Raw genomic sequence first — 14688 nt, 5'->3', positions numbered from 1 at the left:
GGGAAGACGTCAGACGGAGAAGTACTTCGCCTCGGGGTGGTGGAACACGAACGCGTCGGTCGACTGCTCCGGGTGGAGCTGGAGCTCCGCGGAGAGCTCGACGCCCACGCGCTCCGGCCGCAGGAGCTCGACGACCTTGGTGCGGTCCTCCATGTCGGGGCAGGCCGGGTAGCCGAGCGAGAAGCGTGCCCCGCGGTACTCGAGCTTGAACATGCCCTCGACCTCGGCCGGGTCCTCGTCGGCGAACCCGAGCTCGGCGCGCACGCGGGAGTGCCACATCTCCGCCAGCGCCTCGGTGAGCTGCACCGACAGGCCGTGGAGCTCCATATACTCGCGGTAGTGGTTCCCGGCGAAGAGCTTGGCGGTGTGCTGGTCGACGCTCGCGCCCATGGTCACGAGCTGGACGGGGAGGACGTCGTACCGGCCGGTCTCCTCGACCCGCGACCGCGGCTTGACGAAGTCCGCGAGGCACAGGTGCCGGTCGCGGCGCTGGCGCGGGAACGCGAAGCGCAGCCGCTCGGTCCCCGGCTCGCCGCCCGAGCCGCCGTCGGGCGCCCCGATCCCCGTGAGCCCGGCGCCGTGGTGCGCGACGACCACGTCGTCGCCCTCCGACCACACCGGGAAGTACCCGTAGACGACCGACGGGTCGACCATGCCCTCGGTCCGGATCCGGTCGAGCCACTCGTTGAGCCGCGGGCGACCCTCGGTCTCGACCAGCTCCTCGTACGACGCGCCGTCGTCGCCACGCCCCGGCTTGAGCCCCCACTGCCCCATGAACGTCGCGCGCTCGTCGAGGAACGCCGCGTAGTCGGCGAGACGCACGCCCTTCACGAGGCGCGTGCCCCAGAACGGGGGGTCGGGCACGGGGTTGTCCGCCGCGACGTCGGACCGCGCGGGCAGGTCCTCGACCGGCGTCTCGGTCACGGTGACGACCGCATGGCGTCGCTTCTTCAGCGCGGGCAGCCCGACGGCGTCGGGCGACTCGCCGCGTGCCACGCGCACGAGCGGCTCCATGAGCCGCAGGCCCTCGAACGCGTCGCGTGCGTACCGCACGACGCCCGGGAACTGGCCGGCGAGGTCGTCCTCGACGTACGTGCGCGTGAGCGCAGCGCCCCCGAGCAGCACCGGCCAGCGCTCCGCGAGCCCGCGCGAGGCGAGCTCCGCGAGGTTCTCCTTCATGACGACCGTCGACTTCACGAGCAGCCCCGACATCCCGATGACGTCGGCGTCGTGCTGCTCGGCAGCCTCGATCATGGCGGAGATCGGCTGCTTGATGCCGATGTTGACGACCGTGTAGCCGTTGTTCGTGAGGATGATGTCGACGAGGTTCTTGCCGATGTCGTGCACGTCGCCGCGCACGGTCGCGAGGACGATCGTGCCCTTCGACCCCGACCCGCCCTCGACCTTCTCCATGTGCGGCTCGAGGTACGCGACCGCCGTCTTCATGGCCTCCGCGGACTGCAGCACGAACGGGAGCTGCATCTCGCCGCGCCCGAACAGGTCGCCGACGACCTTCATGCCCTCGAGCAGGTGGTCGTTGACGATCTCGAGCGGCTTCAGCCCGGACGCCATCGCCGCGTCGAGGTCGTCCTCGAGGCCCTTGCGTGCGCCGTCGACGATGCGCCGCTCGAGGCGCTCGCCGACGGGCAGCGCGGCCATCTCGGCGGCACGGGCGTCCTTCAGCGCCGCGGAGTCCACGCCCTCGAACAGGTCGAGCAGGCGGGCGAGCGGGTCGTGCACGAGGTTCCCCTCGTCGTCGTACACGCGCCGGTCCCACACGAGGTCGAGCGCGGCCTCGCGCTGCTCGTCGGGGATCTGCGCGAGCGGCAGGATCTTCGCCGCGTGCACGATCGCGGAGTCCAGCCCGGCCTCGACGGCCTCGTGGAGGAACACCGAGTTGAGCACCGTGCGCGCCGCGGGGTTGAGCCCGAACGACACGTTCGACACCCCGAGCGTCGTGTGGATGCCGGGGTAGCGGCGCGTGATCTCGCGGATCGCCTCGATCGTCTCGATCGCGTCGCGGCGCGTCTCCTCCTGGCCCGTGGCGATGGGGAAGGTCAGCGCGTCGACGATGATGTCGTCGACCCGCAGGCCCCAGTCGCGCGTCAGCGTCTCGACGAGCCGCGTCGCGATCGCAACCTTCGTCTCGGCGGTGCGCGCCTGCCCCTCCTCGTCGATCGTCAGCGCGACGACGGCCGCCCCGTGCTCGACGACGTGCGGCATGACGCGGGCGAACCGCGACGTCGGCCCGTCGCCGTCCTCGAAGTTCACCGAGTTCACGACGGCGCGCCCGCCCACGAGCTCGAGCCCCGCCGCGATGACCTCGGGCTCCGTCGAGTCGATGACGAGCGGCAGGGTCGACGCGCTCGCGAGGCGCGAGACGACCTCGCGGACGTCCGCGACGCCGTCGCGCCCGACGTAGTCGATGCAGACGTCGAGCAGGTGCGCGCCGTCGCGGGTCTGGGCGCGCGCGATCTCGACGCACTCGTCCCAGTTCTCCGCGAGCATCGCCTCGCGGAACGCCTTGGACCCGTTCGCGTTGGTGCGCTCGCCGATCGCGAGGAACGACGCGTCCTGGTGCAGGTCGGTGTGCGAGTACAGGCTCGCGACGCCGTTCTCCCGCACGGGGTGACGCTCGACGACCGGCCGCGCGCGGACCGCCTCGACGACGCGGCGCAGGTGCTCGGGCGTCGTGCCGCAGCAGCCTCCGACGAGCCCGAGCCCGAACTCGCCGACGAACTGCGTGTGCGCGGCCGCGAGCTCGTCGGGCGTCAGCGGGTACGTCGCGCCGTTCGGCCCGAGCACGGGCAGCCCCGCGTTGGGCATGCACGTGACGGGGATCTCCGCGTGCCGCGAGAGGTGGCGCAGGTGCTCGCTCATCTCGGCCGGGCCGGTCGCGCAGTTGAGGCCGATCGCGTCGACGTCGAGCGCCTGCAGCGTCGTGAGCGCGGCCCCGATCTCGGAGCCCATGAGCATCGTGCCCGTGGTCTCGACGGTCACCTGGACGATCACGGGGACCTCGCGCCCGACGGCGCGCATGGCGTTGCGTGACCCCGTCACCGCGGCCTTCGCCTGGAGCAGGTCCTGGCTCGTCTCGACGAGGATCGCGTCGACCCCGCCCTCCAGCAGGCCGGCCGCCTGCTCCGCGAACGTGTCGCGCAGGTGCGCGTACGTCGTGTGCCCGAGGCTCGGCAGCTTCGTGCCCGGACCCATGGAGCCGAGCACCCAGCGGGGCTGCTCGGGTGTCGCGAACGCGTCGGCCCGCTCGCGCGCGATCCGGGCGCCAGCGGCGGCGAGCTCGCGGATGCGGTCGTCGATGTCGTAGTCCGACAGGTTCGACCAGTTGGCGCCGAACGTGTTCGTCTCGATCGCGTCGACCCCGACCTCGAGGTAGGCATCGTGCACCGCGGCGATGATGTCGGGCCGCGACACGTTGAGGATCTCGTTGCAGCCCTCGAGCCCCTGGTAGTCGTCCAGGCTCGGGTCCTGCTCCTGGATCATCGTCCCCATCGCGCCGTCCGCGACGACGACGCGCGTGCGCAGCGCGTCGGCGAGGGCCTGGGAACGGGCGTCGGCGAGGTCCTGAGGAACGACGGTCGGCATGGTACGCAGCGTAGATCGCCCGCGGTAGGTCGTGGGGCGCCGTCTCAACGGAACGCCGCGCGACCGAGTGATGCACTCTCGGCCGAGGGATGCACGCCGGAGTGCATCACTCGGCCCGATGTGCATCAGTCGACGGGCGCCGGCCCGGGCGACGAAAAGCGCGTGCCCGACGGCGCGCGCGCACCTACCGTGGTCGGCATGTCCTCTCCCTCGACGACCGACCAGGTCGAGAACCCGGCCGCCGCGACGCTCGCACCGATCGCCGAGCGGGCCGCCGCGCCGTCGACCCTCCCGGCGGTCACGGCGGGAGACCTCGCCTGGCGGCCCGCCGAGCCGTCCGACGCACCCGCCCTGCTCACGCTCAAGAACGCGATCGCGGAGGCCGACGCCGAGCCGTACCGCGAGTCGCTCGGCGAGGTCGAGGAGCTGTTCACCGCCTCGTGGCGCGACGCGGCCATGGACTCGCTCGTCGGCGCCGACGCCGACGGCACCTTGCGGGCGTACGCGCTCGTCGACACCGCGCCCGGCGACGTCACGACCGTGCGCACCTTCCTGTGGGGCGGCGTGCACCCGACGCACCGCGGACGCGGCATCGGTCGCGAGCTCCTCGCATGGGAGGTCGCACGCGCCCGTCAGCTCCTGGCCGCGAGCGGCAAGGAGATCCCGGCGCGCATCTCGCTGTACGGCGAGGACACCGACCCGCCGTCGAAGCAGCGCCTCTACGAGCGCCTCGGGTTCACCCCGCGCCGCTTCTACTCCGACCTGCGCCGCGACCTCGCCGCTCCCGTGCCCGACGTGCCGCCCGGCGGGTCGCTGCGCGTCGTGCCGTGGTCCGCGGAGCTCGACGAGGCGGCGCGACTCGCGCACAACGACGCGTTCCGGGACCACTGGGGGAGCCAGCCCCAGACCGCGGAGACGTGGACGCACGGGCGCAGCGAGTTCGCCCCCCAGTGGTCGTTCCTCGTGGTCGACGACGCGCCCGACGTCGACGCGCTCCTCGCCGACGGCTCGACCGACCCGGACACCGCCGCCGCGCTGCGCGCGGGCCAGCCGCTCGTCGTCGGCTACGAGATGGCCGGCCGCTACGACGCGGACTTCGCCGTCCGCGGCTACACGTTCGGCTACACCGAGACCCTCGGGGTGCGGCGCGCGTACCGCGGTCGCAAGGTCGCCGTCGCGGCGCTCGCGGCGGGCATGCGTGCGATGGCGGCGGACGGCATGCAGTACGCGTCGCTCGACGTCGACACCGAGAATCCCTCCGGCGCGCACGGCCTGTACGCAAGCCTCGGCTACGAGAAGGTCAGCGGCTCGCGGATGTACTCGATCGAGCTCTGATCCCGACGCACCACGGTTCTACCTCGCGCGACCGCGTTTCTCCCTCGACGGACCAGCGCTCTCCCTCGGCCGGGCCGAGCGTCCCTCCGAAGTCCGGTCAGAGCGTCGCGGCGGAGAGGGCGTTGCAGTCCTGGATCGTGCCGCCGTCGTAGCCGGTGGTGAACCAGCGCTGGCGCTGCTCGCTCGAGCCGTGGGTCCAGGCCTCGGGGTTGACCTGGCCGGTCGCGGACTCCTGGATGCGGTCGTCGCCGACGGCAGAGGCGGCGGAGAGCGCGTCGCGGAGCTGCTGCTCCGTGATCGGCTCGAGGAAGGTCACCCCCGTGTCGGGGTCCACGGTCGATGCTGCGTGACCCACCCACATGCCGGCGAGGCAGTCGGCCATGAGCTCGATGCGCACGGAGTCGGACTCGGGTCCGGTTCCGCTGCGGTCGGCGGAGTCCATGGCCCCGACGAGCTGTTCGATGTGGTGGCCGAACTCGTGCGCCACGACGTACATCTCCGCAAGGCCGCCGTCGTTCGCCCCGAAGCGCGACGTGAGGTCGTCATAGAAGCCGAGGTCGATGTAGACCGTCTGGTCGGGCGGGCAGTAGAACGGCCCGACGGCGCTCGTCGCCGCGCCGCAACCCGTCGAGACCTGGCCGGTGAAGCTCACGACCTCGGGCAGCGCGTACTCGACGCCGGCCTGCTGGGGGAGCGACTCGGTCCAGTAGGCGTCCAGCGACTGGACGGTGCCGTTGAGCCGGCACTCGCGCGTCGAGTTCGCCTCCTGCGCGGTGCACGTGTCGACGTACTCGGCCTGGCCCTCGCCATACGCGCCGGAGTCCGACGCGCTGCCGCCGGTGAGCCCGCTGAGGTCGATGCCGGTCTGGCCGCTGAGGAACGCCACGGCGAGCGCGACGAGCACTGCGCCGATGCCGCCACCTGCGATCAACGGACCTCGGCCGCGGCCGCCGCCCTTGCGGACGCGTCCGCCCTCGAACGAGCCACCCTCCTGGAAAGTCACGGGTCAACGCTACCGCCGCGTGGCGGGCGCGCACCCGCCACGCGGCGTCGGGCACTCAGAACCGCATGAGCGACTTGAGCACGCGTGCGAGCAGGTCGTGCTCACCCCGCACCGCGGTGCGGTCTCCCGGGCTGACGGCGGCGTGCGACGTCGGCTCGCGCCGGGGCAGCGCAGCCCCGCCACCGCCCTCGGTCGCCGTGACCGTCTGTGCCAGGTAGGTGTCGACGAAGTCGACGAGGTACCGCTCCACGCGCCGGCCCGTCAGTGCGATGTTCCAGTCGGTCGGGCCGACGAGGATGACCGACAGGTCCTTCCCGAGGAGGTAGACGAACACGCACGCCTGGGCGGTGCTGAGGATGCAGCGCGCGGAGTCGCCCGGGATCGTCGGACCGTGGCTCAGGGCGCCCACGATGCCCCGCGCGACGTCGACGACGGGTCCGGGCGTCCTGCCCGCCTGGCCGATGACCCGGCCCTGGGGGCCCAGTGCCAGGACGTGCGCCTCGTGCTCCAGCGCGTCGTCGATCCCGCGCAGCACGTCGACCACGCTGCGCGGCACGTCACGGAGGGTCGGAGGTGCGCTCACGGAGGTCAGAGGGACAGCGACTCGTCGAGCTGCGCCAGGCCACGGCGCGCGAGCGCGAGGTTCGCCCGCCCGCGCTCGAGCACGAGGTAGGAGAACGTCCCGCGCAGGTTGTCGCGCTGGGAGAGGCGGATCAGGTGGTACTGGCGGCCCAGCGTGATGAGGATGTCCTCGACCCCGTCGTCGAGGCCGAGCTGGTCGATCGCGCGGAGCTTGGCGCGGACGACCTCGGTGTTGGCTGCCGCGGCGAGCTCGAGGTCGAACGGCGCGACCTGCTTCTGGACGAGGGCGAGGCCGCTGCTGTAGTCGACGACGGCGACCGCCATCGCCCCGTCCAGCTCGAGGACCTTGCTCAGTGTTGCTTCGGCGTTGCTCACGTTCGTTCTCTCCTCACGATCCGCCGTCTGCCTCGGCGAAGGGTCCGGGATGTCCGGCGCGACCACGATAGGCATTTTGCCCCGAAGGTGCGTGCCCGGTGCCATATGGTGGAGCGCCGGCGGGCGGCGGGCCCGTAGAATCGTCGGGCCCCGTCGTTCGGATCGCCTGCCTGGCTGGATCCACCGGGACGATTCCCCTGTGGAGAGGACCAGCACGTGATCACCGCCCACGGCGTCGAGCTGCGCGTCGGCGCCCGCGTCCTGCTGCACGAGGCCACGTTCCAGATCGCGTCCGGCGACCGGATCGGCCTCGTCGGGCGCAACGGCGCCGGCAAGACGACCCTGACCAAGACGCTCGCGGGGGAGACCCAGCCGACGGCGGGGAAGATCACGCGCGGCAACGAGATCGGCTACCTGCCGCAGGACCCGCGCACGGGCGACCTCGACGTCATCGCGATGGACCGCGTGCTCTCGGCGCGCAGCCTCGACAAGATCGTGCGGCAGATGCGCGAGACCGAGGGCGCCATGGCGAGCGCCGACGTCGAGACGCACGAGGCCGCGATGGAGCGCTACCCGAAGCTCGAGGCGCGCTTCCTCGCCGCGGGCGGCTACGCCGCGGAGAGCGAGGCACACCGCATCACGAGCAACCTCGGCCTCGACGACCGTGTGCTGGGCCAGCCGCTGAGCACGCTGTCCGGCGGCCAGCGCCGCCGCATCGAGCTCGCGCGCATCCTCTTCTCCGGGGTGGAGACGCTGCTGCTGGACGAGCCGACGAACCACCTCGACGCCGACTCGATCATCTGGCTCCGCGACTACCTCAAGTCGTACAACGGGGGGTTCGTCGTGATCTCCCACGACGTCGACCTCCTGCGCGCGACGGTGAACAAGGTCTTCCACCTCGACGCGAACCGTGGCGAGCTCGACCAGTACAACCTCGGCTGGGACGCGTACCTCGCCCAGCGCGAGTCGGACGAGCGCCGCCGCCGGCGCGAGCGCCAGAACGCCGAGAAGAAGGCCGGCGCGCTCCTGGCCCAGGGCGAGAAGATGCGCGCCAAGGCGACCAAGGCCGTGGCCGCGCAGAACATGATGCGCCGCGCCGAGAAGATGCTCGCGGGCATCGAGGGCGAGCGGCAGAGCGACAAGGTCGCCAAGCTGCGGTTCCCCAAGCCGGCCCCGTGCGGTCGCACGCCCCTCACCGCGAGCGGGCTGTCCAAGGCGTACGGGTCCCAGGAGGTGTTCGCGGGCGTCGATCTCGCGATCGACCGCGGCAGCCGCGTCGTCGTGCTCGGTCTCAACGGGGCGGGCAAGACGACGCTCCTGCGCATCCTCGGCGGCGTCGAGAAGCCCGACACGGGCGAGGTGCACCCCGGGCACGGGCTGAAGATCGGCTACTACGCACAGGAGCACGACACGCTCGACATGGACGCCACCGTCGTCGAGAACCTGCGGCACGCCGCTCCCGACCTCACGGACACCGAGGTGCGCTCGACGCTCGGGTCGTTCCTCTTCTCGGGCGACGACGCGGACAAGCCGACGAACGTCCTGTCCGGCGGGGAGAAGACGCGCCTCGCGCTCGCGACGCTCGTCGTCTCGGCCGCGAACGTCCTGCTCCTCGACGAGCCGACGAACAACCTCGACCCCGCGTCGCGCGCCGAGATCCTCGGGGCGCTCAAGACGTACGAGGGCGCGGTCGTCATGGTCACCCACGACGACGGGGCCGTCGAGGCTCTGGAGCCCGAGCGCGTCCTGCTGCTGCCGGACGGCGACGAGGACCTGTGGAACGACGACTACGCGGAGCTGGTCTCGCTCGCCTGACGTCCCTCGGCCGGGCCGTGGGCGCCCGGCCGGGCGTCGAGCTGGGCGTCGATGAGCGCGTCCTCCTCGTCCTCCGCGGTCGGACGGCGGGTGCGCGGCTCGCGTCGCGGGTGCGCGGACGGGTCGTGCGCGGCGAGCAGGTCCCCGGCCGTGAGGGTCGTCTCCTCACCGCGCGCGTCGCGTCGGTCGCGGCGCACGAGCAGCCAAAAGCCCGCGACGGCGCCGATCGCGAACACGCACCACTGGAACGCGTACGACAGGTGTGACCCGGGGTCGGTGTCGGGCTTCGGAAGCGTCTCGAGCGCCGCGGCCGTGGCCGGGTCCTCGGTCCGGAGCTGGCCGTACGCGCCGACCGTCCGTCCGTCGGCCCACGCGGAGCCGTTGGGACCGGCTGCGAGCACCTGGTCGGTGGAGATCGCCTGGACCTGTCCGTCCGGGGCGTCCCGGCCTGACGGCGGCTCGTCGCCCCGCAGCGTCACGGTCGCCTCGACCGTGCCGTCCGGCGGTGCCGGGAGGTCGCCCGGCGTGACGGCGTCGGTGCCGAGCGGGACGAAGCCGCGGTCGACCACCACGACGAGCCCGTCGGGCGCGCTCCGCGTCGGCTCCGTGACGAACGGCACGAGCACGTGGAAGCCAGGGCTGCCGCCGACGGGCCGGTTGCGCAGCAGCACGGTCGCGTCGGGCTCGTACCGACCCTCGAGGGTCACCGGCCGCCAGACGTCGCCGGGGTCGAGGACGGCGCCGGGGCCGTCGAGCAGCTCGCCGACCGGGACGGGGGCGGACGTGTAGTTCGCCTCGATCTGTTGGATCTCGGCCTCGCGAGAGACGTAGCGGTTCCACTGCCAGCGGCCCGCGACGAGGCACAGCGCGACGAGCACGACGACTCCGACGGCGAGCGTCACCCACTGCCGCGGGGTGCGCGGCTGGTGCGCGTCCGCGGTGACGCGCTGCGTCGTCGGGCCCGGGGGAGGGTCGGGCGTCACGGCTCGGCCCGGCGCTCGAGGTCGTCCACGGGCACGGTCGTGCGCCAGAACGACCTCGCGCCGAGGAACGTCTCGAGGTGCTCGCGGTGCGCGTCGCACGCGAGCCACACCTTGCGCCGCTCGGGCGTGTGGAGCTTGGGGTTGTTCCACAGCAGGCCCCAGGCGGCCGGCTCGCGGCAGCCCTTCGCGCTGCACACGAGCTCTTCCTCGCCGACCGGGTCGGCGATGCCCAGGACGTCGATCATCGGGCGTCCTCCCGGCCGTCGCGAGGTGCTTCGCTCCCGGCGATCCCGTGGCTGCCCGGCGCCCCTGCCGAGGGCAGCGCGCGGTGCTCCATGGGTGACGTGTCGTAGTGGGCCTGGTCGCGGCCCGCGTTCGCGATCAGCACCGCGCTGTAGGGCAGGACGATCGCGGCGGCCGCGAAGACCCACGTCAACCAGCTCGGTGCCACGAGGATCGCGGCCACGAAGCACACGATGCGGATGCCCATCTGGATCAGGTACTTGCGTTCACGGCGCGCCTGGTCCGTGGCCAACGGTTCCGGTGCCGACGTGATGCTCGGGACCGCCTCGGCCGACCTCCGGGCCGTGCGTCGTGTGCTCACTACGCCAGTCTACGTTTGTGGGGACCCCACAAACACGCCGGGTGCTGTGTGACGCTGAACGCGCGCACGGCGGGTCGCACGCACGGTACGGTCGGTGCGGCGCGTGTGCGCGGACCTTCCAGGAGCCCGCTCACGGCCCCATCCGGCGCCGACCGTGCGGGACCCTCGTCCCCGGTCGTCCCGCCGCCAGCCCGACCGTCCCGAGGAGCCGCACCGTGTCCGAGTCCACCGCACCCGCCGCCCGCACCGTCGTCGTCACCGGCGCCAACCGGGGGATCGGGCGGGCCATCGCCGAGCGGTTCGTGGCGAACGGCGACCGTGTCGCGACGGTGTACCGCGGCGGCGACCTGCCCGACGGCGTCTTCGGCGCCGTGGCGGACATCACCGACACCGCGGCCGTCGACGCCGCGTTCACCGAGATCGAGAACGAGCTCGGCCCCGTCGAGGTGCTCGTCGCGAACGCCGGCGTGACGCGCGACGGGCTCCTGCTGCGCATGAGCGACGAGGACTTCGAGTCGGTGATCGACGTCAACCTCACGGGCACGTTCCGCTGCGTGCGCCGTGTGACCAAGGGCATGGTCCGCCTGCGCCGCGGGCGCATCGTGCTCGTCTCGTCCGTGATCGGCCTCTACGGCGGCGCCGGGCAGGTCAACTACGCGTCGTCCAAGGCGGCGCTCGTCGGCATGGCCCGCTCGATCACGCGCGAGCTCGGGTCGCGGAACATCACCGCGAACGTCGTGGCCCCGGGCTTCATCGACACCGCGATGACGGCGGAGCTTCCGGAGGAGCGCCAGGCCGCGTACAAGGCCGCGATCCCCGCGGGCCGCTTCGCGCAGCCCGACGAGGTCGCCGGGGTCGTCCAGTTCCTCGCGTCCGACGCCGCCGCGTACGTCTCGGGGGCCGTGATCCCCGTCGACGGCGGCCTCGGCATGGGGCACTGACGGTTCCGGACACGCACCGACCCGCGACCGGCCGACGGCCGGCAGGAGTCACCCGGCGCGACCGCGCGCCCTCTCTTTCAGTACGCTCTCAGCGTGCCCGCACGGTGGGCGCGACGACGGAAGGAAACCGATGGGTCTGCTCGACGGCAAGAAGCTCCTGGTGACGGGGGTCCTCACCGACTCCTCGATCGCGTTCCACGCGGCGCGGCTCGCCCAGGAGGAGGGAGCGCAGGTCGTGCTCTCGTCGTTCGGCCGCCAGATGAAGCTCACGCAGGCGTTCGCCAAGCGCCTGCCGGCCGAGGCGCCCGTCGTGCAGCTCGACGTCACGGACGACGACGACCTCGCGGGTCTCGCCGACGCGGTGCGCGAGCACGTGGACACGCTCGACGGCGTCGTGCACTCGATCGGGTTCGCGCCGCAGAGCGTCATGGGCGGCAACTTCCTCACCGGCACGTGGGAGGACGTCGCGACCGCGCTCCAGGTGTCGACGTTCTCGTACAAGTCCCTCGCGGTGGCGGCCAAGCCGCTCATGACCAACGGGGGCGCCGTCGTCGGCCTGACCTTCGACGCGCAGTTCGCCTGGCCCGTCTACGACTGGATGGGCGTCGCGAAGGCGGGCCTCGAGTCCGCGAACCGCTACCTCGCGCGCGACCTCGGACCCGACGGCATCCGGGCGAACCTCGTCTCGGCCGGCCCGATCCGCACGACGGCGGCCAAGTCGATCCCCGGCTTCGAGCAGATGGAGGACGGCTGGCCCAAGCGGGCGCCCCTCGGGTGGGACCAGACGACGGCGGAGCCCGCGGCGCGTGCCGTGGTCGCGCTCCTGTCGGACTGGTTCCCCGCGACGACCGGTGAGATCGTGCACGTCGACGGTGGCGTGCACGCCATGGGGCAGTGAGCCGGGTGGTGCCCGCGGGCGACGAGGTCGCGGACGGCGGAGCGCGCCGGCTCGTCCTCCTGCGCCACGCCAAGGCGGAGCCGGGCGGGAACGTCGACGACGTCCTGCGCCCGCTCGCCCTCAACGGCCGTCGGCAGGCAGGACGGGTCGGCGCGGCCCTGGTCGACTCCGGTCTCGTCCCGGAACGCGTCCTGTGCTCGTCGGCGCTGCGCACGCGCCAGACGTGGGAGCTGCTGTCCGCGCACCTGGGCGACGTCGGGCCCGACGTCGTGGTGAGCGACGACCTCTACGCCGCGGACGTCTCCGACGTGCTGGACCTGGTCCGCGCGACGGACTCGCGCGTCCGCACGCTCCTCGTCATCGGGCACGAGCCCACGATGGCCGCGACGGCGTCCCACCTCGCCGACCCGGCGTCCGACGGCGGCGCGCTCGCCCAGGTGCGCGTCGGCGTGCCCACCGCGACGTACAGCGTCCTGGAGTCGTCGACCCCGTGGGACGCGTGGGACGCACGGGGCGCCCTGCTGACGTACGTGGGCCGCCCTTCCTGACCGGAAGGGCGCCGACGGGCGCGGGTCAGCGCGTGGCGTCGGCGCGCGTCGCGTCGGCGCGGTCGACGACGTCGAGCACCTCGTCGATGCGCGGGCCGTCGACGCCGTAGGGCGCCTGGGCCCGCACGACCGGCTTCGCGGCGAACGCGACCCCGATGCCCGCGGCGCCGATCATGTCGAGGTCGTTCGCGCCGTCGCCCACCGCGATCGTCGCGCTCATCGGCAGGCCGAGCTCCGCGGCGAACTCGCGCAGGGCGACCTCCTTCGCCGCGCGGTCCACGACCGGCCCCGTCGTGCGACCGGTGAGGCGGCCGTCGGCGACCTCGAGGCGGTTCGCGCGGTACCGGGTGATGCCGAGCTCCGCGGCGAGCGGCGCGACGATCTCCTCGAACCCGCCCGAGACCAGCCCGACCTCCCAGCCGCGCCGGCGCGCCTCGGAGACGAGCTCGCGCACGCCCGGCGTGAAGGTGGCACGGGCGCGGACGTCGTCGAACGCCGTGACGGGGACGCCCTCGAGCGTCGCGACGCGCTCGCGCAGCGAGGCGCCGAAGTCGATCTCGCCGCGCATCGCGCGTTCCGTCACCTCGGTCACCTGCTCGCGGGTGCCGGCGTGGTCGGCGAGGAGCTCGATGACCTCCTGCTCGATGAGCGTCGAGTCGACGTCCATGACGAGGAGCCGGACCGGGTGGTCCGGGAGCGTGGGTACCGCGGTCACTCGACGACCGTGCCCTTCGGCACGACCGTGATGCCCGACTCGGTGACGGTGAAGCCGCGCGCGCGGTCCTGCTCCGGGTCGAGCCCGATGCGGGCCTGCTCGCCCACGACGACGTTCTTGTCGATGATCGCGCGGTGGATCTGCGCGTGCCGGTTCACCTGGACGCCGTCCATGAGCACCGAGTCCGACACCGACGCCCAGGAGTGCAGGTAGGTGCCCGGGGAGAGGACGGAACCGACCGCCGTCGCGCCCGAGATGATGACGCCGGGCGAGACGATCGAGTCCGCCGCGTGGCCGAGGCGGCCGCGGCCGGCGTGCACGAACTTCGCGGGCGGCAGCCCGACGTAGCCGGTGTGCAGCGGCCACTCCTCGTTGTAGAGGTTGAACACCGGCGTGACGGAGATGAGGTCCTTGTTCGCGTCGTAGTACGAGTCGATCGTCCCGACGTCGCGCCAGTAGTCGCGGTCCCGGTCGGTCGAGCCGGGGACGTCGTTGCGGATGAAGTCGTAGACGGCCGCCGTGCCCTTCTCGACGAACGCGGGCACGATGTCGCCGCCCATGTCGTGGCGCGAGTCGGCGTTCGCGGCGTCGGACGTCACGGCGTCGATCAGGGCGTCGGTGTCGATGACGTAGTTCCCCATGGAGGCGAGGATCTCGTCCGGCGAGTCGGCGAGGCCGACCGGGTCCTTCGGCTTCTCGCGGAAGGCAGCGATCTTCGTCGGGTCCTTCGGGTCCGTCTCGATGACGCCGAACTGGTCGGCCATGGAGATCGGCTGCCGGATGCCCGCGACGGTGAGCTGCGCGCCGGACTCGACGTGCGCGTCGACCATCTGGGAGAAGTCCATGCGGTAGACGTGGTCGGCGCCCACGACGACGACGATGTCGGGCCGCTCGTCGTCGATGATGTTGAGGCACTGGTAGATCGCGTCGGCGCTGCCGAGGTACCAGTGCTTGCCGACGCGCTGCTGCGCCGGGACCGGGGCCACGTAGTTGCCCAGCAGGGCCGACATGCGCCACGTCTTGGTGATGTGGCGGTCGAGGCTGTGGGACTTGTACTGCGTGAGCACGATGATGTGCAGGTAGTGCGAGTTCACCAGGTTGGACAGCGCGAAGTCCACGAGGCGGTAGATGCCCCCGAACGGCACCGCGGGCTTGGCCCGGGAGGCGGTGAGCGGCATGAGGCGCTTGCCCTCGCCCCCGGCGAGGACGATGGCGAGGACTCGTGGTGCGGCGGCCATGCCCAGACCGTAGTCCCTGCGGGCACGACCACGCAGCACGACCCGCAT

General features: G+C 72.5%; 14 protein-coding genes. 5 read left to right on the top strand and 9 right to left on the bottom strand.

Annotation, left to right across the window (positions count from 1 at the left end):
• Positions 1–9 precede the first annotated feature (9 nt).
• On the bottom strand, positions 10–3603 hold the full coding sequence (metH, locus tag ACMXGY_RS12370) for a methionine synthase (protein ID WP_483773292.1): 3594 nt from the start codon (positions 3601–3603) through the stop codon (positions 10–12).
• A 198-nt stretch (positions 3604–3801) separates the two neighbouring features.
• Between metH and ACMXGY_RS12365 the strand changes: the two genes are divergently transcribed.
• Entirely contained in the window at positions 3802–4938 is a 1137-nt protein-coding gene (locus ACMXGY_RS12365; RefSeq protein WP_483773291.1) for a GNAT family N-acetyltransferase, read from the top strand.
• A gap of 97 nt (positions 4939–5035) precedes the next feature.
• Here the strand turns inward: ACMXGY_RS12365 and ypfJ are convergent, their stop codons facing one another.
• Genes ypfJ through ACMXGY_RS12350 form a run of 3 tightly spaced genes read right to left on the bottom strand, consistent with a single transcriptional unit; the run spans position 5036 to position 6898 of the window.
• Positions 5036–5941, bottom strand: a complete 906-nt coding sequence (gene ypfJ / locus ACMXGY_RS12360) for a KPN_02809 family neutral zinc metallopeptidase (RefSeq protein ID WP_483773290.1) — start codon at positions 5939–5941, stop codon at positions 5036–5038.
• A gap of 55 nt (positions 5942–5996) precedes the next feature.
• The gene (locus tag ACMXGY_RS12355; protein WP_483773289.1) at positions 5997–6497 is read right to left on the bottom strand and encodes a hypothetical protein; all 501 of its coding nucleotides are present in this window, start codon (positions 6495–6497) and stop codon (positions 5997–5999) included.
• Positions 6498–6529: 32 nt separating this feature from the next.
• Entirely contained in the window at positions 6530–6898 is a 369-nt protein-coding gene (locus ACMXGY_RS12350) for a hypothetical protein (protein WP_483773288.1), read from the bottom strand.
• A gap of 216 nt (positions 6899–7114) precedes the next feature.
• On the opposite strand from ACMXGY_RS12350, the gene ACMXGY_RS12345 reads away from it, so the two are divergent.
• Positions 7115–8713, top strand: a complete 1599-nt coding sequence (locus ACMXGY_RS12345; protein WP_483773287.1) for an ABC-F family ATP-binding cassette domain-containing protein — start codon at positions 7115–7117, stop codon at positions 8711–8713.
• Here ACMXGY_RS12345 and ACMXGY_RS12340 read toward each other — a convergent pair.
• Genes ACMXGY_RS12340 through ACMXGY_RS12330 form a run of 3 tightly spaced genes read right to left on the bottom strand, consistent with a single transcriptional unit; the run spans position 8686 to position 10300 of the window.
• Entirely contained in the window at positions 8686–9696 is a 1011-nt protein-coding gene (locus ACMXGY_RS12340; RefSeq protein ID WP_483773286.1) for an SURF1 family cytochrome oxidase biogenesis protein, read from the bottom strand. The two genes, ACMXGY_RS12345 and ACMXGY_RS12340, sit on opposite strands and share 28 nt — an antisense overlap.
• Positions 9693–9941, bottom strand: coding sequence for a hypothetical protein (locus ACMXGY_RS12335; protein WP_483773285.1), 249 nt, complete (start codon positions 9939–9941; stop codon positions 9693–9695). The genes ACMXGY_RS12340 and ACMXGY_RS12335 overlap by 4 nt, the downstream gene beginning before the upstream one ends.
• Positions 9938–10300: a DUF3099 domain-containing protein gene (locus ACMXGY_RS12330; protein WP_483773284.1), complete on the bottom strand. Its 363-nt coding sequence runs from the start codon at positions 10298–10300 to the stop codon at positions 9938–9940. The genes ACMXGY_RS12335 and ACMXGY_RS12330 overlap by 4 nt, the downstream gene beginning before the upstream one ends.
• 215 nt (positions 10301–10515) lie before the next feature.
• Here ACMXGY_RS12330 and fabG point away from each other — a divergent pair, with 215 nt between their 5' ends.
• The 3 genes from fabG to ACMXGY_RS12315 all read left to right on the top strand — a co-directional run bounded on the left by fabG (position 10516) and on the right by ACMXGY_RS12315 (position 12687).
• Positions 10516–11241: a 3-oxoacyl-ACP reductase FabG gene (gene fabG / locus ACMXGY_RS12325; protein WP_483773283.1), complete on the top strand. Its 726-nt coding sequence runs from the start codon at positions 10516–10518 to the stop codon at positions 11239–11241.
• A gap of 130 nt (positions 11242–11371) precedes the next feature.
• Positions 11372–12139: an enoyl-ACP reductase FabI gene (gene fabI, locus ACMXGY_RS12320; protein ID WP_483773282.1), complete on the top strand. Its 768-nt coding sequence runs from the start codon at positions 11372–11374 to the stop codon at positions 12137–12139.
• Positions 12136–12687 carry a SixA phosphatase family protein gene (locus ACMXGY_RS12315; RefSeq protein WP_483773281.1) on the top strand — a complete coding sequence of 184 codons (552 nt, stop codon included), beginning with the start codon at positions 12136–12138 and terminating at the stop codon, positions 12685–12687. The genes fabI and ACMXGY_RS12315 overlap by 4 nt, the downstream gene beginning before the upstream one ends.
• 25 nt (positions 12688–12712) lie before the next feature.
• Here ACMXGY_RS12315 and serB read toward each other — a convergent pair whose 3' ends face one another.
• Both serB and glgC read right to left on the bottom strand, forming a co-directional pair.
• Positions 12713–13402: a phosphoserine phosphatase SerB gene (serB, locus tag ACMXGY_RS12310; protein ID WP_483773280.1), complete on the bottom strand. Its 690-nt coding sequence runs from the start codon at positions 13400–13402 to the stop codon at positions 12713–12715.
• On the bottom strand, positions 13399–14640 hold the full coding sequence (gene glgC, locus ACMXGY_RS12305) for a glucose-1-phosphate adenylyltransferase (protein ID WP_483773279.1): 1242 nt from the start codon (positions 14638–14640) through the stop codon (positions 13399–13401). The genes serB and glgC overlap by 4 nt, the downstream gene beginning before the upstream one ends.
• Positions 14641–14688: the final 48 nt, after the last annotated feature.

This window comes from Cellulosimicrobium sp. G4 BAM 1002 (genome assembly GCF_057126935.1).
Note: the sequence above shows the minus strand (reverse complement) of the source record. Positions and strands in the feature narration are given on the sequence as shown.